Genomic DNA, 19,821 nt, shown 5'->3' on the forward strand with positions numbered 1-19,821 from the left:
TCCTCCTCGCAGACGGGACTTCCCCTCCATGCCCCTGTTGATAGCTGTCGGCGGCGCGGTTCTCCTCGCGCTCGTCCTGGTGTTCTTCGTTCTGTCCCGGATCAAGGTGGCCGGGCCGAACGAGGCGTTCATCGTCACCGGCCGCAAGGGCCGCACCACGCAGACCGCCGACGGTGCCCGGTCGACCGACAATTCCGGGCAGAAGGTGGTGCTGGGCGCCTCGGTCTTCGTGCTCCCGGTGGTGCAGAAGCTCCAGTCGCTCGACCTGTCCAGCCGGCGGATCGACGTCGGCATCCGGGGCGCGGTCAGCAAGCAGGGCATCCGCGCCGACCTGCACGGCGTGGCGATCGTCAAGGTCGGCGGCACCGAGGACGCGATCCGCGCGGCCGCCCAGCGGTTCCTGCACCAGCAGGACGAGATCGACAACTTCACCCGGGAGGTGCTGGCCGGCGCGCTGCGCTCGATCGTCGGCCGGCTCACCGTCGAGGAGGTCATCCGGGACCGGGCGGCGTTCGCCAGCGCGGTGGCCGAGGAGGCCGAGCACTCGATGACCAACCAGGGTCTGGTGCTCGACACCTTCCAACTCCAGGACATCCTCGCCGAGGGCTCGTACCTGCAGGATCTGGGGCGACCCGAGGCGGCCCGGGTGCTCAAGGACGCGGCGATCGCCGAGGCGCGGGCCCGGCAGCAGGCCGAGCAGGAGCGACTGCTCGCCGAGGAGGCCATCGCCGAGGCGAACCGGAACCTGGCCCTCAAGCAGGCCGGCATCCAGGCGGAGATCGACGCGGCGAAGGCCAAGTCGGCCGCGGCCGGGCCGCTCGCCCAGGCGGAGCGGGACCAGGCGATCCTCTCCGAGCAGCAGAAGGTGGCGGAGCGCAACGCCGAGCTCAAGCAGCGTCAGCTGGACACCGAGGTGCGCAAGCCGGCCGACGCCGCCCGGTACAAGGTGGAGCAGGAGGCCGAGGCGGCCCGCAACGCTGCGGTGCTGAGCGCCGACGCGCAGCGACAGGCGGTCATCGCCGCCGCGCAGGCCTCCGCCGAGCAGGCACGGCTCACCGGTGAGGGCGAGCGGGCCCGGCGGGCCGCGCTGGCCGAGGCGAACGCGATCGAGGGCGCCAAGGAGGGTGAGGCCGAGCAGCGGCGGCGCTCCGCGATCGCCGAGGCGGTCGAGCGGGAGGGCACGGCCGAGGCGGCGGCCATCCTGGCCCGAGGACAGGCCGAGGCCGACGCGATGGCCCGCAAGGCCGAGGCGTTCGCGGCGTACGGCGAGGCCGCGGTGCTGGACCTCCTGGTCAAGGTGCTGCCGCAGGTGGTCGAGGCGGCGAGCGCTCCGATCGGGGCGATCGACAAGATGACCGTCATCTCCACCGACGGCGCGTCGTCGCTGACGAAGTCGGTGGCCGGCAACGTCGCCCAGGGACTGCAGCTCGGCAGCGACCTGACCGGCATCGACCTGGCCGGCCTGCTGGCGCGGCTGGGCTCGGCGTCCACGCCCAGCGGCAACGGCACCCCCGCGGGCAAGAGCCCGTCCGTGGACGGAACGGCCGTCGAGACGCGCTAGTAGGTAACGCCGATCGGGGCGTCGCTCTCACTCCGGGAGCGACGCCCCGGCCGCGCCAGCCAACGTCAGGGGATCAGGCCTTCGGCGCGGGCCCAGCGCAGCAGCTCGGCCTCGGCGGCGTCGCGGTCCAGCGGGCCGTGCTCCAGGCGCTGTTCCTTGAGGTGCTTCCAGGCCCGCCCCACGACCGGCCCCGGCGGTACGCCGAGCAGCTCCATGATCGCGTTGCCGTCCAGGTCGGGGCGGACCCGGGCCAGGTCCTCCTCGGCGGCGATCCGGGCGATCCGGTCTTCCAACGCGTCGTAGTCGGCGGCGAGCTGGGCGGCCTTGCGCCGGTTGCGGGTGGTGCAGTCGGAGCGGGTCAGCTTCTGCAGCCGGGGCAGCAGGTCACCGGCGTCGGCGACGTAGCGGCGCACCGCCGAGTCGGTCCACTCGCCCCGCCCGTACCCGTAGAAACGCAGGTGCAGCGCGACAAGCGCGGTCACCTTCGCGGTGATCTCCTTGGGATAGCGCAGGGCCTTCATCCGGGCCTTGGTCAGCCGCGCGCCCACCACCTCGTGGTGGTGGAAGCTGACCCGGCCGTCGGGCCCGACGGACTTGGTCGCCGGCTTGCCCACGTCGTGCATGAGGGCGGCCATCCGCAGGATGAAGTCGCAGCCCTCCTCCTCGAAGGAGACCGCGTTCTCGACGACCGTCAGCGTGTGCTCGTAGACGTCCTTGTGCTGGGCGTGCTCGTCGATCTCCAGCTTCAGGCCGGTCAGCTCCGGCAGGAACCGCTCGGCCAGCCCGGTGTCGACCAGCAGCCGCAGCCCGGTGATCGGGTCGGCGCCGCAGAGCAGCTTGGTGAACTCGTCCCGCACCCGCTCGGCCGTGATCCGGTCCAGGTCGGCGGCCATCTCGGTCATCGCCGCGTGCACGTCCGGGTGCACGGCGAAGCGCAGTTGGGCGGCGAACCGGGCCGCCCGCAGCATCCGCAGGGGGTCGTCGCCGAACGACTCACGCGGGGTGCTCGGTGTACGGATGACCTTGGCTGAGAGATCGTCCAGCCCACCGTGCGGGTCGGTGAAGCGGTGCTCCGGGAGGCTGACGGCCATCGCGTTGATGGTGAAGTCACGCCGCTTCAGGTCCTCGTCGAGGCTGGTGCCGTACACCACCACCGGGTTGCGGCTGACCTGGTCGTACGACTCGGCGCGGAAGGTGGTGATCTCCAGTCGGAGGCCGTCGCGCTGAGCGCCGATGGTGCCGAACTCCCGGCCGGTCTCCCAGATCGACTCGGCCCAGCCCTTGATGATCCGCAGCGTCTCGTCGGGGTGGGCGTCGGTGCAGAAATCCAGGTCGTCGCCGAGCCGGCCGAGCAGGGCGTCCCGCACCGAACCGCCCACCAGGTGCAGCTCGTGACCAGCGCGGACGAAGCGGCGGCCCAACTCGTCGGCGACCGGAGAGACCCGGAGTAGTTCGGCGACGGCGTTGCGCTGCGCGGCGGTGAGTTCGCGGCGGTCGGCGGCGTGAGGAGCGGAGGCTTCGGACATGGGATCGCCAGCTTATCGGGCCGGGGTGTGATCCGATCCGCCGGGCGCGGGTATCGGGCAGGGGTTGACTATGGTCTGTGACGTGCGGGTCGGCGCCCGGCTCGACGTACCCCTGGGAGGCTGGAGATGAGCGGCGGGCTCTACCGCAGCGCGAACGCCGCGCAGGACGGCGGTGCGGGAGCCAACGTCCGCCCCTCCGACGGCGCCACGTTCATTTCGGCCGAGCCACTGAACCAGCCGGCCATGGAGTCGACCGCCCCACCGCAGGAGCAGGTGGGCGAGGCGAGCGCCGCGACCAACAGCGCGGTGATGGCGGTCGGCAGCCTGGTCAGCCGGGGTACGGGCTTCCTGCGCAACCTGGTCATCGCGGCGGCGCTCGGCGGCGCGCTGGTCGGTGACGCGTACACCACCGCGCAGATCCTGCCCGGGATGGTCTACGAGTTCCTGCTCGGCGGCGTGCTCACCAGCGTGTTGATTCCGGTGCTGGTGCGTCGCCGCAAGGTCGACGTCGACGGCGGCCAGGCGTACGCCCAACGGCTGCTCACCCTGGCGGTGCTCGCCCTCGGCGTCGCGGCGCTGCTCGCGGTCGCCTTCGCCTCGACGCTGACGTGGCTCTACGGCAGCGGCCCGGCGAGTGGCGATTATTCGCAGCTGGTCACGGGGCTGGCCCGTCTCATGCTGCCGATGATCTTCTTCTCCGGACTGAGCGCGCTGATCAGCGCGGTGCTCAACACCCGGGGGCACTTCGCCGCGCCGATGTGGGCGCCGATCCTGAACAACCTCGTGGTGATCGGGACGGCGGGTCTCTACATCGCCGTGTTCGGCGCGGAGATCGTCCGCCCGGAGGAGATGACCACCGGGCGGATCCTGCTGATCGGCGGCGGCACCCTTCTCGGCGTCGCGGTCCAGGCGGCGGGTCTGCTGCCGGCGCTGCGCAAGGTCGGCTTCCGCTGGAAGCTGCGCTTCGACTTCCGCGCGCTCGGCCTACGCGACCTGGGCCGACTCGGGGCGTGGATGATCTGCTACGTCGCCGTGAGCCAGGTCGGCCTCATCGTGCTGTTCAACCTGCTGAACCGGGCCGGCAAGGAGAACGCCGCCGGCCCGCTGATCTACAACAACGTCTTCCTGCTGCTGATGACCGCACACGGGATCATCGCCGTCTCGATCATCACCGCGCTGATGCCCCGGATGAGCGCCGCCGCCGCCGACGGCCGGTACGCCGACGTCGCCGCCGACCTGTCGCGCGGCACCCGCACGGTCACGGCGGTGCTCGCCCCGATCGCGGTCTGCTACGCCGTCCTCGCCACTCCGATCGCGTTCACGCTGTTCCGGTTCGGCGCGTTCAACGAAAACAACGCCACCGCCACCTCCGTCGTGCTGCTCGCCGCCGCGCTGGCGCTGGTTCCGTTCGCGGTGAGCCAGCTCTTCACCTTCGCCTTCTACGCCCTGCCGGACACCCGCACCCCCGCGCTGATCAACATTCCGGTGGTGGCGCTGCGGATCGGCGTGCAGATCGTGCTCTTCGTGGCGTTCTCCGCCAGCTTCGCCGGCGCCGGGATGATGATCGGCAACGCGGTCTCCTACCTGGCGGCGGCGGTCGGCTCCGCCTGGCTGCTGCGCCCCCGGGTCGGGCGCATCGGCCTCGGGGAGATCATGCGTACCGGCGGTCGGGTCCTGGTCGCGTCACTCGGCGCGGGGCTGGTCGGCCTGCTCGTGGTCAAGCTGTTGCCTGGCGACGACACGCCGACCCGTCTGGAGGCCATCGTCCAGCTCGTGATCGGTGGCGCGGTGATCGGTGGGACGTACCTCGGTCTCGCCATGGTGCTGCGGATCGGGGAGATCACCGAGGTGGTCGGCATGGTCCGCCGCCGCCTCGGTCGCTGACCGCAAGGATCCGGGCACCGAAAGTCGTAGCCACACGGAACGTGACCACGGATCACCAGGCTGGGGATGCACCTGTGGATAACTCCGCGATTCGCCGGTCAACAACCGGATCGACCTGTGGATAACCAACCGTACGGCTGAGCGTGGTCGCCCGATCGGCGGGAACAGGCGGTTGGCGAGGTCACCACGCCAGGCCCGGCCCCGGCGTCGGTCACTTGCGGTGAAGCCGTAGATTGGCTAGTACATGTGCCAGCAACGTGGCTGACAACGGTCGTAACCGGACGACTTCCCCGACTCCCGGCACCCCGCCGGGTACGGCAAGAAGATGACATGTCGGGGAGACGGGCAACCCGGGTAAGGTCGCTCTCGACGGGTACGGCAGGCGCCGACGCTGCGCGTCGACACCGGTTGGCCGGTTCCTTCGACGGCAGAGCGGGAAGCCACATGCCCAGCAGTGCGGGTCCATCGATCGACACGATCACCGAGGGAGGACGGGTGACCCAGGTCGGCGAGGGTCAGGAGGCGGACGAGAGCGCTCCTCCGGTCATGACCTTCGGTGCTCCCACGGCCGGTGAAATCCTCGCCGAACGTTACGAGCTGGTCGAGCACATCAACAACGACAGCGCGGGTCGGCTGGTATGGCGGGGAGTCGACGTCATCCTGCGCCGCCCCGTCGCGGTGGTGCTGCGCTACCCGGGTGGCAACTCCGCCACCGAGATGCTCCAGGCCGCTGTCGCGGCCAGCCGCGTCATCCACCCCAACCTGGTCGGCGTCTACGACGCGATCGACGAGGCCGAGCGGGCGTACGTGGTCCGTGAGTGGGTGGACGGGCAGTCGTTGCGCGACCTGGCCGCCGATGGTCCGCTGGACCCGGCGCGGGCCACCGCGATCGGCAACGCCGTCGCCAGCGCGCTCGCCGCGGTGCACGCCACCGGGATGGTGCACGGCAACGTCCACCCCGGCACCGTGATGATCAGCGACGAGGGTCGCGTGGTCCTGGCCGACGCACGCACCGACGGTGACGACAGCCAGGAGAGTGACATCCGGGCGGTCGGCGGCGTCCTCTACTTCGCACTGACCGGTCACTGGCCGCACGCCGAGGCGCCGCTGCGCGGCGCCACCGCCGGCCATGGTCGGGCCGCCATCCCGGACGCGGTCCGGGACGCCGGGGGCGCCCTCGCGGCGCCCCGCCAGGTTCGGGCCGGGGTGCCCGCGTACCTGGACGACCTGACCATGGATCTGCTCGACGCCGAGATCGCTCCGCCGTCGTCCGACGTGCTGGCGGCCGAGTTGGCCCGGCTGGACGTGCCCGCCGAGGAGGAGCACTACCTCGACAACGGCGGGCCGCTGCGGTTCGCCGCCGACACCGAGGACGAGCCGTCGCCGCTGGCCGCGGCCGGTGGTCGCAAGGTCGCCATCGGCATCGCCGGCCTGCTGGCGGTCGCCCTGGTCGGTCTGCTCATCGGCATCAGCGCGCTGGGCGGCGACGACAAGGACCCGCAGAACAGCGCCGGGGCCACGCCCACCGCCAGCGCTCCGGCCGGCGAGGCCACCCCGGCCGCCGCCACGGTCCGCAACCTCGGCGTGCAGGGCATCCGGATCATCGACCCGGACAGCAGCAAGCGCGACGAACTCGGCGGCGCCGACAAGATCATCGACGGCGACAACGACAAGGGTTGGGAGACCGACCGCTATCCGAACGCCACGTACGGGAACCTCAAGGCCGGCATGGGTGTCTGGCTGGACCTGGGCTCGCCGCACACGGTGAAGTCGGTGCAGGCCGTGCTCTCCGGTCGAGGCGCCACCGCGAAGCTGCTCGCCGGCACGTCCGGCTACCCGTCGACCTCCAACGGCGACAAGCAGATGGTGGCGAACTACAAGACCGAGATCGGTGTCCTGAAGGAGCACGACGGCACCACGATGACCTTCAACGGCTTCAACGCCGACGAGAAGTACCGCTACCTGCTGCTCTGGTTCACCGAGCTGCCGGCCATCGGCGACGAGGACGGCTTCCGGCTCGGCGTGCAGGAGATTACGGTCCAGGGTTCGTGATCCGGCCAGCACGACCCGGGCACCGCATCCGCTGGACGTGGTGATGGACGGGCGCGACGCGGCAACGGACCTCGAGCTGCTGCGCGCCCACGTCGCCGGTGACCGGGACGCCTTCGCGGTGCTTTTCCACCGGCACCGCGACCGGCTCTGGGCGGTGGCCCTGCGGACGCTCGGTGATCGCGAGGAGGCCGCCGACGCCCTCCAGGACGCCCTGCTGTCGGCACACCGGGCGGCCGGCCGATTCCGTGGCGACTCCGCCGTCACCACGTGGCTGCACCGCATCGTGGTGAACGCGTGCCTGGACCGGATCCGACGCCGGCAGGCACACCCCACCGTTCCACTGCCCGACGGCAACCGGTCCGGCGACGGATCGGGCACCGGCGGGGTCGAGCCGGCCGCGCCGGCACAGGACCATGACACGGCGCTGGTCGTCCGCGCCGCGCTCGCCGCGCTGCCGATCGAGCAGCGGGCCGCCCTGGTGCTGGTGGACGTGCAGGGCTACCCGGTGGCCGAGGTGGCCCGCATCCTCGGTGTCGCCGAGGGGACGGTGAAGAGCCGCTGTGCCCGGGGTCGGGCACGGTTGGCGGTGCTGCTCGGGCATCTGCGGCCGGCGACGCCATCGCAGCCGGTCCCGGCCGGCCGGAACGCGGACGTGCCCGGCGTCACGCCGGGGAACCCGCGCCCGGCCGAGGGCGTCGGATCGGGGTCGGTTCGGTACCGGCAGGGCACCAGCCAGGAGGACGCGTGACGAACGAGGGGTTCAGGGAGGTCGACACCGACCTGCTCGCTGACTACCTCGGCGGCGCGTTGGACGGCACACCACAGCAGGCCCAGATCGCCCGGCTGGTCGACGCGGACCCGGCCTGGGCCGAGGCGTACGCGCTGCTGGCTCCCGCGGTGACGCAGGTCCGCGCCGAGCTGGCCCGCTGGGCCGAGCCCTCCCCGGAGCTGCCCCCGGCCGTCGCCGAACGGATCGCCGCCGCGCTGGCCGCGGCCGACACCCCGACGGACGACGCCTCGGCCACCCTCACCGGCGCCACCGGGTCGCCCGAGCCGGGTGCTCCCGCGATGCCGGTCAGTGTCCCGGCACAGGGCGGGCGTCGCCCCGGCGGCCCGTCGCCGACCGAGTCGGGTCGCGGCAGAGCCACCGGCCCGGGTCGCCGGCAGCGCCGCTGGGCTCGGACCGCCGCTCCGGTGGCCGCCGCGGCGGTCGCCGTCGTCGCGGTCGGTCTGGGCCTGCACCAACTCTCGACGAACACCACGGACAGCGGTGCCATGGACCGTCCGGCCAGCGCACCCGATGTTGCGGCAGCGGCCGGGGCAGCCCGCACCTCCGGGCCGGCGTTGCACAGCGGAACCGACTACACCCCGCAGACCCTCGGCCAGACAGCGACCACACGGCCGTCGCCGCTGCTGGGGGAGAGCAGCGGCGGCCCCCGCGAGCAGCACGGGGTGGACGCCGAAGGGGGTCGACGGCCCGCCCCCGACGGGTCGGACCAGCTGGCTCGGCTGAGCGGCGAGGCGGCGTTGACCGACTGCCTGTCGGCAGTGGCGGCGGAGCACGGCTCGGCCCCGCTGGTCGTCGAAGTGATCGACTACGCGCGGTTCCAGGGCGAGCAGGCGCTGGTGATCCGGTTCACCGACGCGACCGGGGCCCGCTGGGCCTGGGTGAGCGGCCCCGAGTGTGGCGTACCCGGGTCCGGCTCGGACAGCCGGTATTCGGCGCGGGTAGGGTGAATCCGCGGTCGTCGGTGCGATGAACGTCCACGTGACCTGACCCACGCCGATACCCGGCTCGGGAATCCCCGCTTCGTACGATGACGTTCTGGAAGTCAGCTGCCGGCACCCCCCAGGCGTCGGCACTCGGATCAGCATCGGTGCGCGCGCCGACGCCGAACACACACAACTCGGGAGACGGCAGTGGACGAGGTCCGCAACCTGATCATCATCGGCTCCGGCCCGGCCGGTTACACGGCTGCGGTCTATGCGGCGCGCGCCAACCTGAAGCCGCTGATCATTGAGGGCGTGCAGTCCGGTGGCGCGCTGATGACCACGACCGAGGTGGAAAACTTCCCCGGCTTCGCCGACGGCATCCTCGGCCCCGAGCTGATGGACAACATGCGCAAGCAGGCCGAGCGGTTCGGCGCCGAGTTCCTCACCGACGACGTGACCCGGGTCGAGCTGGTCGACACCGGCGACTCCGGCGCCGGCGCGGTGAGCACCGTGTGGGTCGGCGAGACGGCCTACCGGGCCCGCTCGGTCATCCTCTCCACCGGTTCGGCCTGGCGTCCGCTGGGTGTGCCGGGTGAGCAGGAATACCTCGGTCACGGTGTCTCCTCGTGTGCCACCTGTGACGGCTTCTTCTTCCGCAACCAGCACATCGTCGTCGTCGGCGGTGGTGACTCGGCGATGGAGGAGGCCAGCTTCCTCACCCGCTTCGCCGACTCGGTGACCATCATCCACCGGCGCGACTCGTTCCGGGCCAGCAAGATCATGGCCGACCGGGCGCTGAGCAACGAGAAGATCAAGGTCGAGTGGAACAGCACCGTCGAAGAGGTCCTGGGCGCCGACGGCAAGGTCACCGGCGTACGGGTCCGCAACGTGCACACCGGCGAGACCAAGGTGCTGGACGTGACCGGTGTGTTCGTGGCCATCGGTCACGACCCGCGCAGTGAGCTCTTCCAGGGCCAGGTCGAGCTGGACGACGAGGGTTACGTGAAGGTCCAGGCCCCCAGCACCCGGACGAGCGTGCCCGGCGTCTTCGCCGCCGGTGACGTGGTCGACCACACCTACCGCCAGGCGATCACCGCGGCCGGCACCGGCTGCGCCGCCGCGCTCGACGCCGAGCGGTTCATCGCGACGCTCAGCTGAAACAGGAAACACATCCCGGAGGAGGGCAATAGTGGGAAATACCAAGGCGGTCACGGACGCGAGCTTCGTCGCTGACGTGCTGCAGGCCGACAAGCCGGTGCTGGTGGACTTCTGGGCCGAGTGGTGCGGGCCGTGCCGCAAGGTGTCGCCGCTGCTCGAGGAGATCGCGGGCGAGATGGGCGACCAGGTCACCATCGTCAAGCTCAACATCGACGAGAACCCGGAGACCGCCCGCGCCTACCGGGTCATGTCGGTACCGACCCTCACCGTCTTCAAGAACGGCCAGCCCGTGCAGTCGATCGCCGGCGCCAAGCCGAAGGGCGAGCTGGTCCGGCTCATCGAGTCAGCCCTCTGATCCGCAGAGACACCACCGAACCCCGTACCCGCCCGTCGGGTGCGGGGTTCGCTGTCTCCCGGCCGGCACGAACGGCGTTTTTCCAGGCCGAGCCACCTGGTCGCCCCGGAACGCATAACCTCAAGCCGGGGCCGCCCGGCCAGCCAGATTCGTGCAGAGGGGGTCGTGCGTGCGTCCGATCCGAGCCGGAGACCGGGGACCCGCGGTCACGGAGATCCGTACCATCCTCACCGGCCTCGACCTGCTCGCCGCCGCCGGTCCGCACACCGACGAGTTCGACCTGGACACGGAACGCGCGGTCCGGGCGTTCCAGCAGTCCCGTGGGCTCAGCGTGGACGGCCGGGTCGGCTCGGAGACCTGGGGGGCGTTGGACGCCGCCCGCTGGCGGCTCGGCGCCCGCACCCTCTATCACGCGATCCCCGAGCCGCTCACCGGCGAGGACGTCCGGTCGCTGCAGGAACGACTGCTGGAGATGGGGTACGACGTCGGCCGCGCCGACGCCATCTACGGCATCCGGACCTCCCGTGCGGTGGCGCAGTTCCAGCGCGAGGTCGGGCTCACCCCCGACGGCTCCTGCGGGCCGCACACCATGGACGCGCTGCGCCGGATCGGTCGCAAGGTCGTCGGCGGCCGCCCCCAGTGGCTTCGCGAGTCCGACGCGATCCGCCAGTCCGGGCCGGCGCTGGTCGGCAAGACGGTGGTCATCGACCCCGGCCACGGTGGCACCGACCCGGGCATGGTGGTGCCGGACGGGCCGCTGCGCTGGACGGAGGCGGATCTCGTACACGACCTGGCGAGCAGGCTGGAGGGGCGGCTCGCCGCGTCCGGGGTGCGGGTTCAGCTCACCCGCGGTCCCGCGCCCGACACGTGCCTGCCGGACACCGACCGGGCGCTGCTGGCGAATTCGCTCGGCGCCGACGTCTTCATCTCGCTGCACCTGGACGGGCACGCCAATCCGGACGCGGACGGGGTGGCGACGTACCACTACGGCACCGACAACGGGGTGACGTCGGCGACCGGTGAGCGGCTGGCCGGGTTGGTGCAGCGGGAGATCGTGGCGCGGACCGGGCTGCGGGACTGCCGTACGCACGCCAAGGCGTGGGACCTGCTGCGGCTGACGCGGATGCCTGCGGTCCGGGTCGAGGTCGGCTACCTCACCTCACCCGTGGACCGCGCCCGGCTCGTCGACCCCCGGTTTCGGGACCGGGTGGTGGAGGCGATCGTGGCCGCGGTGCAGCGGATGTACTACCCGATCGAACGGGACGTGCCGACCGGCTCCCTCGACGTCAGCGAGCTGCGGGCGGTGGTGACCGCCGGCACGGTGGTCGACTGACGGCGAGCGCGTCAGCCGCTGGTGGAGCGGGTGGCCGGGGCGGGCCGGACCGGCCGGAGCAGGGTCTCCGGGCTCATCGACCCGAGCAGCTTCTCCAGGGCGTACTCGACGTCGGACTTCCAGCTCAGCGCCGTGCGCAGCTCGAGGCGCAGCCGGGGAAACCGGGGATGCGGACGTACCGTCTTGAAGCCGACGGAGAGGAAGAAGTCGGCCGGTGCCACGCACCCGCCGGCCGGATCGTCCGCGTCACCGAACTTGGCGTCGCCGAACGCCTCGATCGCCTTGATCCCCCGCTTCGTCAGGTCCCGGGCGACGCCCTGCACCAACATGCGGCCCAACCCGCCGCCGGCGAACGCGGCGACCACGTTGGCGGTCATCAACAGGGCGGCGTCGGCGGAGACCGGCGACGTCGGGAAGGCCATCGAGCGGGGCACGTAGGCGGGCGGGGCGTACATCACGAAGCCCGCCGGCATGCCGTCGACGTACGCGAGCTTGCCGCAGGAGCCCCACTCCAGCAGGGTCTGGGAGACCCACGCCTCCTTCTCCAGGCCCGGGTCACCGGCGGCGCAGGCCCGGTCGGCCGAGACCGGATCCAGCTCCCAGTAGACGCACTGGCGGCAGGGGCGCGGAAGGTCCTCCAGCGTGTCGAGGGTCAGGCTGACCAGACGTCGCGACATATGGCGCATCCCCACAATAGGCTCGGTGGTGAGGCCGGCATGGAACGACAGCGCCGCCTTCCTGCCCCCGACGAGCGATCGTACGCCGCCGATCGACCGGACGGGAGGGGACGCGCAAATGCCCACCCCACCGGGGGACGGTCCGCCATGTGGTCGATCCGTCCCGGCGCGGAGGCAGGCTGGCCTGGGCGGACTAGGATCGACATTCGGTGTCCCGTCCGCCATGGTCAGGAGCGTGCGGGGTACCCGGGGCGGGAGCCACCCGAGCTGCGATCGAGGTGAGGTCATGACCGGCACGACACTCGACGACTACACCGACCGGTACGCCCGGCGGGTACGCGGGATGACCGCCTCCGAAATCCGAGCACTCTTCGCGGTGGCCAGTCGACCCGAGGTCGTCTCCCTCGCCGGTGGCGCCCCGTACATCGCCGCGCTGCCGCTCGACGCGGTCGGCGAGATGCTGGGTCGGCTCGGCTCCGAGCACGGTGTGACCACCCTGCAGTACGGCATCGGGCAGGGCACCCTGGAGCTGCGCGAGCGGATCTGCGAGGTGATGTCCCTCTCCGGGATCGACGCCGCGTGCGGCGCCTCGCCCGAGGACGTGGTGGTCACGGTGGGCGGGCAGCAGGCGCTCGACCTGGTGGCCCGGCTCTTCCTCGACCCCGGTGACGTGGTGCTCGCGGAGGGCCCGACGTACGTCGGCGCGCTCGGGGTGTTCCAGGCCGCCCAGGCGCAGGTGGTGCACGTGCCGATGGACGCCGACGGGCTGATCCCCGAGGCGTTGGAGACGGCCATCGCCGACCTCGCCCGTGCCGGTCGGCGGGTCAAGTTCCTCTACACCATCCCCACCTACCAGAACCCGACCGGCGTGACGCTCAGCGAGGAGCGCCGGGAACGCGTGCTCGACATCTGCGAGCGCGCCGGCCTGCTCGTGATTGAGGACGACCCGTACGGCCAGCTGGGTTTCGAGGGTGAGGCCCCGGCACCGCTGCGGGCCCGGCGGCGCGACGGTGTCTTCTACCTCAGCACCTTCTCCAAGACGTTCGCGCCCGGCCTGCGGGTCGGTTGGATCCTCGCGCCCCACGCGGTCCGCGACAAGCTGGTCATCGCGAGCGAGGCGCAGATCCTCTGCCCCAGCGGCTACGCGCAGGCCGCCGTGGCGACCTACCTCGGCACCATGCCGTGGCGGCAACAGCTCAAGGTCTACCGCGAGGTCTACCGCGAACGCCGCGACGCACTGCTCGACGCGCTGGCCGATCTGATGCCCGAGGGCACCAGCTGGACGACCCCGGCCGGTGGCCTCTTCGTCTGGGCCACCCTGCCGGACGGGCTCGATTCGAAGGCCATGATGCCGCGCGCCATCGCCGCCCGGGTCGCCTACGTGCCCGGCACCGGCTTCTACGCCGACGGCACGGGCACCGGCGCCATGCGACTGAACTTCAGCTTCCCGCCCCCGGAGCGGATCCGCGAAGGCGTCCGCCGACTGGCCGGCGTCATGGAGCAGGAGATCGCGACGCGCCGCGTCTTCGGCGCCGTGGGCGGTGCCGCCGGCCGGCGGGGCCGGCCCGGCTCCGACGTGCCGGGTCCCGACTTGGCATGATGCCGGCATGGGTACGACCGCTGCCGAGCGCTTCTCCGTGACCGATTCCGCCGTCGCGGCCGACCTGCGTGTGCTGGTGCTCGCCGGCGGGCTCTCCTACGAACGGGACGTGTCGTTGCGCTCCGGTCGTCGGGTGCTCGACGCTCTGCGTGCCGTGGGCGTCGAGGCCGAGCTGCGGGATGCCGACGTGGCACTCCTGCCCGCCCTCGCGGCCGACCCGCCGGACGCGGTCGTGATCGCCCTGCACGGCGCCACCGGGGAGGACGGCTCGCTGCGGGGAGTGCTGGACCTGTGCGGCATCCCGTACGTCGGCTGCGACGCCCGGGCCTCCCGGCTCGCCTGGGACAAGCCCTCCGCGAAGGCGGTCCTGCGCGAGGCGGGCATCCCCACGCCGGACTGGGTGGCCCTGCCGCACGACCGCTTCTCCGAACTGGGCGCGGTTGCCGTGCTGGACCGGATCGCCGACCGGCTCGGTCTTCCGCTCATGGTCAAGCCGACGCAGGGCGGCTCGGGTCTGGGCGCCGCGGTGGTCCGGGACGCCGCGTCACTTCCGGCCGCGATGGTCGGTTGCTTCGCGTACGACTCGACGGCACTGGTGGAGCGGTACGTGCCCGGCATGGACGTGGCGGTCTCCGTGATCGACCTCGGGGACGGCCCGCAGGCGCTGCCGCCGGTGGAGATCGTGCCGCGTAACGGCGTGTACGACTACGCCGCCCGCTATACCGCCGGTCGGACCACGTGGCACGCTCCGGCCCGGCTGGAGCCGGAGGTGGCCGCCTCGGTGGCCGAGGTCGCTCTCGCCGCGCACACCGCGCTCGGTCTGCGGGACCTGTCCCGGGTCGACGTGATCGTGGACGCCGCCGGCCAGCCGCACGTGTTGGAGGTCAACGTCTCGCCCGGCATGACGGAGACGTCGCTGCTGCCGCTGGCCGTCCAGGCCGCCGGCCTGGACTTCGGCCGCCTCCTCGGCTCGCTGGTGACCCGGGCCGCCGCCCGCCGCACGGCCTGACCCTGACCTCGACCCATCGCACTCCCGCCGGCCGTGCGGTCGGCGGGTGCCGCATCCGCGGACCTCTCGCCAACCCACGGCCGAACCGGCGGTCAGCGTGGCGCGCGTACGTCGGGTGGGATGCGCCCGTCGTCGGTGACGATGGTGGGGGCGCTGCGGGGGGACGGAATGACCGGGCCGCGTTGATCGCCTGTCGACTCGGGGGCGTCTTCGGGCGCCTTCGCGGATTCGGCCACGGCTTCGGGAGTCGAGCTGTCGGAGTGCGTCGACGCGGCAGCGTCCGCTGCCGTGGCGCCGGTTACCGTGGCGCCGGGGGACGCGGCCCCCGGGCTGGTGTCCAGGGCCGGGGTCTTCGGGCCGCCGTCCCCGTCAGCGCCAGGGTCGGGGGCGTCGGCGTCGCTCTCGACTGCTGGCTCCGGGATCTCCTCGGCCGCCTCGATGACCGACACGACCTCCTCCTGGGCGGCTGCGGCATGGGCAGCCGCCGCAGCGGACTGGGCCAGCAGGCTCGACGGCGCCTGCCACTGGATGCGGGGCGGCTCGGCGAGCGGCCGGCCACCGAACTCGGCGAGCCAGGCAGCGACGAGCGCCAGATTTTCCCGCCACTGCGCCTCGGAGATCGGCGGCAGGATCGAATCCCACAGGGACAGGAAGGTCCCTCGCAACTGAAGCCGGCCGTACGGTCGAGCCAGGAACCACATGTGCAGGTGGGCGGAGCCGTCGCCCCACCGGTTGACGTGCACCCGCGCCACGCCGTCCAGAGACCGGATGGCCCGCTCCAGACGTACGGTCATCACGCCCAGCTCGGCGGCGAGCAGATTCGGCAGGTCACCCAGGTCGAGGTGGGTCCGCGATTCCAGGATGAGCACCATCGGCAGGCCGGTCGGCCGGTCCATGGCGCGGACCCGCCACCGCTCTCCCACCCAGATGTAGGCGTCGTCCGGAGCGTTGCAGGCGGTGCATTCCCGGAGGCCCTCGCCCTTGCGTGGCGGTTCGACCGGGACCGGGTCGTCGAGCTGCTTCACGCGGAGGTCACCCTCGAAGGGAAACGAGGGCCACTGGGTGAAGTCCGGGACTGAGGGAGGGGTGTCGTGCACGACGCTGACCCTAACCGAGTCTGGCACCGCTGTCCCCTACCTGTTCGACCGGTCCCGACCCTCCCGATCAGCGTTCATCGTCGATCGCTGTTCCCGTCAGCGCTGACCGCCGGAGCGATATCCACAGGCTGCCGAGAACGCAAACACAGGCCGTCATCCACAGGCTGGCACCCGCTTTCACGCGGGGTTTCACGTGAAACGAGGGGTGCCTGTGGACAACGGGTGTGGATAACTTTTCGGCCCCTCAGTCGTTGCCGGCGTACCCCGTCGTCGCCGTGTTGGTACCGGGCGGCACCGAGGTCGCCTCGCCCGGAGGGTTGGGGCCTTGGCGGTGTGCCATGTGCCGGCGGGGCCGGTGCTTGCGTGGTCGCCGTTTCACGTGAAACGGGTGGCCCTGGCCGAATCCCGCGACGGAACGCCCTTCAGGGCAGACGAGTAGGTGCCCCGTGCGGCCCCTCAGTGAGCCGCTGCCGTCCCGAGGACGGAGAGGGGTGCCTCGGGTCGACCCGGCGCCCTGCGAGCGCCCTCGTCGCTCGTGTAGGTCATCCGCCGTCCGGTCCGCCCTCGCGGGTCTCGCGCGCCGTGGGCTGGTCGGTTCCGTGCTCTGCTCCAACTGACTCGGCGCTGTCCTCGCTGACTCTGCACGGGTCGACCCGCGCTGACTCTGCACGGCTGAAGCCGCACGGACATCGCGCGACCGTCGGCGCTCACTCCGCGCCACGCTCGCCAGCTTCGCGAGCGTGAGCCCACACTGACTTCGCGGTCGACCCACGCTGCGCTTCGCGCAGCCGGCGCTCGGCCTCTCGGGCCCGTCGACTCCCCAGGATCCGACAGCGCCCCGTCGAGGGACCGGCCGTCCCGGCCCAGATCTGGCACCGCGCCACCGAGGGCCGACCGTCCCGCCGCAGTTCTGGCGCCGCGCCGCCCAGGGGTCGACCATCTCGGTCTAGGTCTGGGCGCCGCGCCACCGAGGGCCGACCGTCCCGGCCTGGATCTGGCACCGCGCCGCCGAGGGGCCGACTATCGCGGCCCAGTCCTGGCACCGCGCCGCTGAGGCGTCGACCATCCCAGCCTAGGTACGGGCAGCGCGTCGCCGAGGGGTCGACCACTTCGACTTACCGAACTCTCGTGTGCCGCACCGAGATGGCACCGGTTCATGCGCTCGCCGCCAGGCACCTGCGGCCGAGCCGGCACCCGGGGCCGGGGGCTGGCCAGCCGAGAGCGAACAGGTTCTGACCGCTGAGCGCGTGGTGCCGTTTCACGTGAAACGAGGACGGATGCGGAACGGCCGCGCACCCCGAGGGGACGCGCGGCCGTAATGGGAGACGGGACGCTCAGTCCTCCGTCTCCTCCTCCTGCGGCACGCCGATGATGCCGACGATCCGCTCCAGGTCGTCCACCGTGGCGAACTCGATCGTGATCTTGCCCTTGCTCCGGCCGATGTCCACCTTCACCCGGGTGTCGAAGCGGTCCGACAGTCGATCGGCGAGATCCGACAGGGCGGGCGCGTGCGGCTTCGGTCGCCGCTTGGCGGCCTGGCCCTTCGCGGGGCCGTCGTTCAGGGTGAGAGCCACGATCTCCTCGGTCGCCCGCACCGACAGCCCTTCGGCCACGATGCGCAACGCCAACTGCTCCTGGGCCTCCGAGTCGTCGAGGCTCAACAGCGCGCGGGCGTGGCCGGCAGACAGGATGCCCGCGGCAACCCGGCGCTGCACCTGGGCCGGCAGGTTCAAGAGCCGGATCGTGTTGGAGATCTGCGGCCGGCTGCGGCCGATCCGGCGGGCCAACTCCTCGTGGGTGGCACCGAACTCCTCCAGCAACTGCTGGTACGCGGCGGCCTCTTCCAACGGGTTCAGGTTGGCCCGATGGATGTTCTCCAGCAGCGCGTCGCGGAGCATGGCGTCGTCGCGGGTGTCCCGGACGATCGCCGGGATGTTCTCCCGGCCCACCGCCTGGGCAGCCCGCCAACGGCGCTCGCCCATCACCAGCTCGTACTTCTCGTCGTCGAGCTGACGCACGACGATCGGCTGGAGGAAACCGACCTCCTGGATCGAGGTCTTCAGTTCCTCCAGCGCCTCCTCGTCGAAGACCTGGCGGGGCTGCTTCGGGTTCGGCACGATCGCGTCGACCGGGATCTCCGCGAACCGGGCACCCGGCACGGGACTGAGCGTGGGCTCGGGCTGGTGGACTGTCGACACGACGGGAGCCGTCGACTGGGTCCCGGCGGTCGCACCGTCGTCGACGTCAACGTGCCCGTTCTCCGGCTCGGCCGTCACGGTGCCGGCGGCACCCGGCACCGGCCCGGTCGGGATGAGCGCCCCCAGGCCCCGTCCCAGACCGCCCCGAGGACGGTTCTTCATGCCACGCCTCCCAGCGACTTGTCCCCACTACGCATTCCGACCCACCGGCTCCTTGACGCCCCGCTCGGCGATCTCCTGGGCGGCCTCGAAGTAACTCGTGGCGCCCCGCGAACCGGGATCGTAGGTCATCACCGACTGGCCGTAGCTGGGTGCCTCGGAGACCCGCACGTTGCGGGGGATGACCGCTTGGAGGACCTTGTCGCCGAAGTGGTTCCGGACGTCCTGCTCGACCGCGTCCGCGAGGCGGGTACGCCGGTCGTACATGGTGAGCAGGATGGTGGACACGTCGAGCTTCGGGTTGAGGTGTTGCCGCACCAGGTTGATGTTGTTGATCAGCTGGTTGAGCCCCTCCAGGGCGTAGTACTCGCACTGGATCGGGATCAGCACCTCCTGCGCGGCGACCAGAGCGTTGACCGTGAGCAGGCCGAGCGAGGGCGGGCAGTCGATGAAGACGTAGTCGAACTGGCCCGGGTAGGCGGCGATCGCACGGTCGAGGCGCGACTCCCGCGCCACCACCGACACCAGCTCGATCTCCGCGCCGGCGAGGTCGATCGTGGCCGGTACGCACCACAGGTTGGGGATGCCCTCAACCGCCTGCGCCACCTCGGAGAGCGGCACGCTGTTGATCAGACAGTCGTAGACGTCGGGGATGCCGGTGTGGTGCGGCACGTTGAGGCCGGTCGAGGCGTTGCCCTGCGGGTCGAGATCGACCACGAGCACCCGGTTGCCATGCAGGGCGAGTGCCACCGCGAGGTTGACCGTGGTCGTGGTCTTACCCACGCCGCCCTTCTGGTTGGCGACGCACATGACCCGGGTCCGGTCCGGTCGAGGCATGGTCACCTCGCCACTGGGATTCAGGATCTGCACGGCGCGCATCGCCTCCATAGCCAACGGTGGGTCATCCTCTTCGCGCGTCGGGGTTTCACGTGAAACGTACGTGGGATCGGCCGCGACCGCGGCCAGCGACTCGGTCGACGTGACCGGTACGTCCGGGACCACCGGCGCCGCATCGCGTGCCGCCGCTGCGGTCGGCTGGTGCGGCACTGCCGGCTCGAAGCGAACCGCCGCGGCCGTGTTCCGCCGGCCGAGCGGCTGTCGCACCTCGGCGGCGTTGACCGGTCGACTGGGTCCGTCGGATGCTCGACGACCAGCCGTCGGCTCGGGAGTCTCCAACCCGGCGAGGTGAACCGCCGGGTCGTCCCGCGATACCAGCGGATCGCTGTCCGCCGGAGGGGTGGACGCCCCGGTGGCACCGGGCGACCAGCTGGGGTAGTCGGTTTCACGTGAAACAGGGTCGCTGGTTGACCCGGTCACGCGTGGATCGTCGTACCTGCCGTCGTCATGCACCTGTCATCCCTGCCCGCTTCGGATGGTCGGTCCGCGCCCCGGTCAACTTGGCCACACCCGCGCTCGCACCCCGGAGCGTACGGCCCCTCGGGAGCGGTCGGAGTCCGCGACGTCCGTCGGCCGCTCCACATTATCGACGCGCGGTCAGC

The 19,821-nt window shown here is 71.7% G+C and carries 15 protein-coding genes; 10 read left to right on the forward strand and 5 right to left on the reverse strand.

The window, feature by feature from the left end:
• Positions 1–28 precede the first annotated feature (28 nt).
• On the forward strand, positions 29–1,561 hold the full coding sequence (locus ABZT87_RS05635) for an SPFH domain-containing protein (RefSeq protein ID WP_354862700.1): 1,533 nt from the start codon (positions 29–31) through the stop codon (positions 1,559–1,561).
• 65 nt (positions 1,562–1,626) lie between these two features.
• Here ABZT87_RS05635 and ABZT87_RS05640 read toward each other — a convergent pair whose 3' ends face one another.
• Positions 1,627–3,087, reverse strand: coding sequence for a CCA tRNA nucleotidyltransferase (locus ABZT87_RS05640; RefSeq protein ID WP_355133885.1), 1,461 nt, complete (start codon positions 3,085–3,087; stop codon positions 1,627–1,629).
• 126 nt (positions 3,088–3,213) lie between these two features.
• Here ABZT87_RS05640 and murJ point away from each other — a divergent pair, with 126 nt between their 5' ends.
• From murJ to ABZT87_RS05675, 7 genes are all read left to right on the forward strand, one after another.
• Positions 3,214–4,971, forward strand: coding sequence for a murein biosynthesis integral membrane protein MurJ (gene murJ / locus ABZT87_RS05645; RefSeq protein ID WP_355133887.1), 1,758 nt, complete (start codon positions 3,214–3,216; stop codon positions 4,969–4,971).
• Between the two features lie 444 nt (positions 4,972–5,415).
• Positions 5,416–7,023: a protein kinase family protein gene (locus ABZT87_RS05650; protein WP_355133889.1), complete on the forward strand. Its 1,608-nt coding sequence runs from the start codon at positions 5,416–5,418 to the stop codon at positions 7,021–7,023.
• Positions 7,024–7,066: 43 nt separating this feature from the next.
• Entirely contained in the window at positions 7,067–7,771 is a 705-nt protein-coding gene (gene sigM, locus ABZT87_RS05655) for an RNA polymerase sigma factor SigM (RefSeq protein WP_355133891.1), read from the forward strand.
• Entirely contained in the window at positions 7,768–8,760 is a 993-nt protein-coding gene (locus ABZT87_RS05660; RefSeq protein WP_355133893.1) for a hypothetical protein, read from the forward strand. Before sigM ends, ABZT87_RS05660 begins: the two co-directional genes overlap by 4 nt.
• 183 nt (positions 8,761–8,943) lie before the next feature.
• A complete protein-coding gene (trxB, locus tag ABZT87_RS05665) occupies positions 8,944–9,894 on the forward strand; it encodes a thioredoxin-disulfide reductase (protein ID WP_354854819.1) in 951 nt (316 codons plus the stop codon).
• Positions 9,895–9,925: 31 nt separating this feature from the next.
• Positions 9,926–10,249 carry a thioredoxin gene (trxA, locus tag ABZT87_RS05670; protein WP_007453873.1) on the forward strand — a complete coding sequence of 108 codons (324 nt, stop codon included), beginning with the start codon at positions 9,926–9,928 and terminating at the stop codon, positions 10,247–10,249.
• Positions 10,250–10,418: 169 nt separating this feature from the next.
• The gene (locus ABZT87_RS05675; protein ID WP_354854821.1) at positions 10,419–11,582 is read left to right on the forward strand and encodes an N-acetylmuramoyl-L-alanine amidase; all 1,164 of its coding nucleotides are present in this window, start codon (positions 10,419–10,421) and stop codon (positions 11,580–11,582) included.
• Positions 11,583–11,593: 11 nt separating this feature from the next.
• On the opposite strand, the gene ABZT87_RS05680 is transcribed toward ABZT87_RS05675, so the two are convergent.
• Positions 11,594–12,259 carry a GNAT family N-acetyltransferase gene (locus tag ABZT87_RS05680; protein ID WP_234588686.1) on the reverse strand — a complete coding sequence of 222 codons (666 nt, stop codon included), beginning with the start codon at positions 12,257–12,259 and terminating at the stop codon, positions 11,594–11,596.
• Between the two features lie 286 nt (positions 12,260–12,545).
• Here ABZT87_RS05680 and ABZT87_RS05685 point away from each other — a divergent pair, with 286 nt between their 5' ends.
• Together ABZT87_RS05685 and ABZT87_RS05690 are read left to right on the forward strand one after the other, a co-directional pair.
• Positions 12,546–13,859: a PLP-dependent aminotransferase family protein gene (locus ABZT87_RS05685; RefSeq protein ID WP_355063350.1), complete on the forward strand. Its 1,314-nt coding sequence runs from the start codon at positions 12,546–12,548 to the stop codon at positions 13,857–13,859.
• Positions 13,860–13,866: 7 nt separating this feature from the next.
• Positions 13,867–14,868 (forward strand): D-alanine--D-alanine ligase, encoded by a 1,002-nt coding sequence (locus ABZT87_RS05690; RefSeq protein ID WP_354854826.1) that lies wholly within the window; start codon positions 13,867–13,869, stop codon positions 14,866–14,868.
• A gap of 92 nt (positions 14,869–14,960) precedes the next feature.
• On the opposite strand, the gene ABZT87_RS05695 is transcribed toward ABZT87_RS05690, so the two are convergent.
• The 3 genes from ABZT87_RS05695 to ABZT87_RS05705 all read right to left on the reverse strand — a co-directional run bounded on the left by ABZT87_RS05695 (position 14,961) and on the right by ABZT87_RS05705 (position 19,672).
• Positions 14,961–15,965 carry a hypothetical protein gene (locus ABZT87_RS05695; protein WP_355133895.1) on the reverse strand — a complete coding sequence of 335 codons (1,005 nt, stop codon included), beginning with the start codon at positions 15,963–15,965 and terminating at the stop codon, positions 14,961–14,963.
• Between the two features lie 1,334 nt (positions 15,966–17,299).
• The gene (locus ABZT87_RS05700; protein ID WP_355133897.1) at positions 17,300–18,325 is read right to left on the reverse strand and encodes a ParB/RepB/Spo0J family partition protein; all 1,026 of its coding nucleotides are present in this window, start codon (positions 18,323–18,325) and stop codon (positions 17,300–17,302) included.
• A 27-nt stretch (positions 18,326–18,352) separates the two neighbouring features.
• Positions 18,353–19,672, reverse strand: a complete 1,320-nt coding sequence (locus tag ABZT87_RS05705) for a ParA family protein (RefSeq protein WP_354854831.1) — start codon at positions 19,670–19,672, stop codon at positions 18,353–18,355.
• Positions 19,673–19,821 lie beyond the last annotated feature (149 nt).

The sequence above is a fragment of the Micromonospora sp. NPDC005237 genome, from assembly GCF_040607775.1.
Lineage (GTDB): Bacteria > Actinomycetota > Actinomycetes > Mycobacteriales > Micromonosporaceae > Micromonospora.

What these genes read in the sequence shown, in the direction of transcription:
- ABZT87_RS05640 (WP_355133885.1), bottom strand. Translation starts at nt 3,087, where the DNA reads ATGTCCGAAGCCTCCGCTCCTCACGCCGCCGACCGCCGCGAACTCACC.
- murJ (WP_355133887.1), top strand. Translation starts at nt 3,214, where the DNA reads ATGAGCGGCGGGCTCTACCGCAGCGCGAACGCCGCGCAGGACGGCGGT.
- sigM (WP_355133891.1), top strand. Translation starts at nt 7,067, where the DNA reads ATGGACGGGCGCGACGCGGCAACGGACCTCGAGCTGCTGCGCGCCCAC.
- ABZT87_RS05680 (WP_234588686.1), bottom strand. Translation starts at nt 12,259, where the DNA reads ATGTCGCGACGTCTGGTCAGCCTGACCCTCGACACGCTGGAGGACCTT.
- ABZT87_RS05635 (WP_354862700.1), top strand. Translation starts at nt 29, where the DNA reads ATGCCCCTGTTGATAGCTGTCGGCGGCGCGGTTCTCCTCGCGCTCGTC.
- ABZT87_RS05685 (WP_355063350.1), top strand. Translation starts at nt 12,546, where the DNA reads ATGACCGGCACGACACTCGACGACTACACCGACCGGTACGCCCGGCGG.
- ABZT87_RS05700 (WP_355133897.1), bottom strand. Translation starts at nt 18,325, where the DNA reads ATGAAGAACCGTCCTCGGGGCGGTCTGGGACGGGGCCTGGGGGCGCTC.
- ABZT87_RS05650 (WP_355133889.1), top strand. Translation starts at nt 5,416, where the DNA reads ATGCCCAGCAGTGCGGGTCCATCGATCGACACGATCACCGAGGGAGGA.
- ABZT87_RS05690 (WP_354854826.1), top strand. Translation starts at nt 13,867, where the DNA reads ATGGGTACGACCGCTGCCGAGCGCTTCTCCGTGACCGATTCCGCCGTC.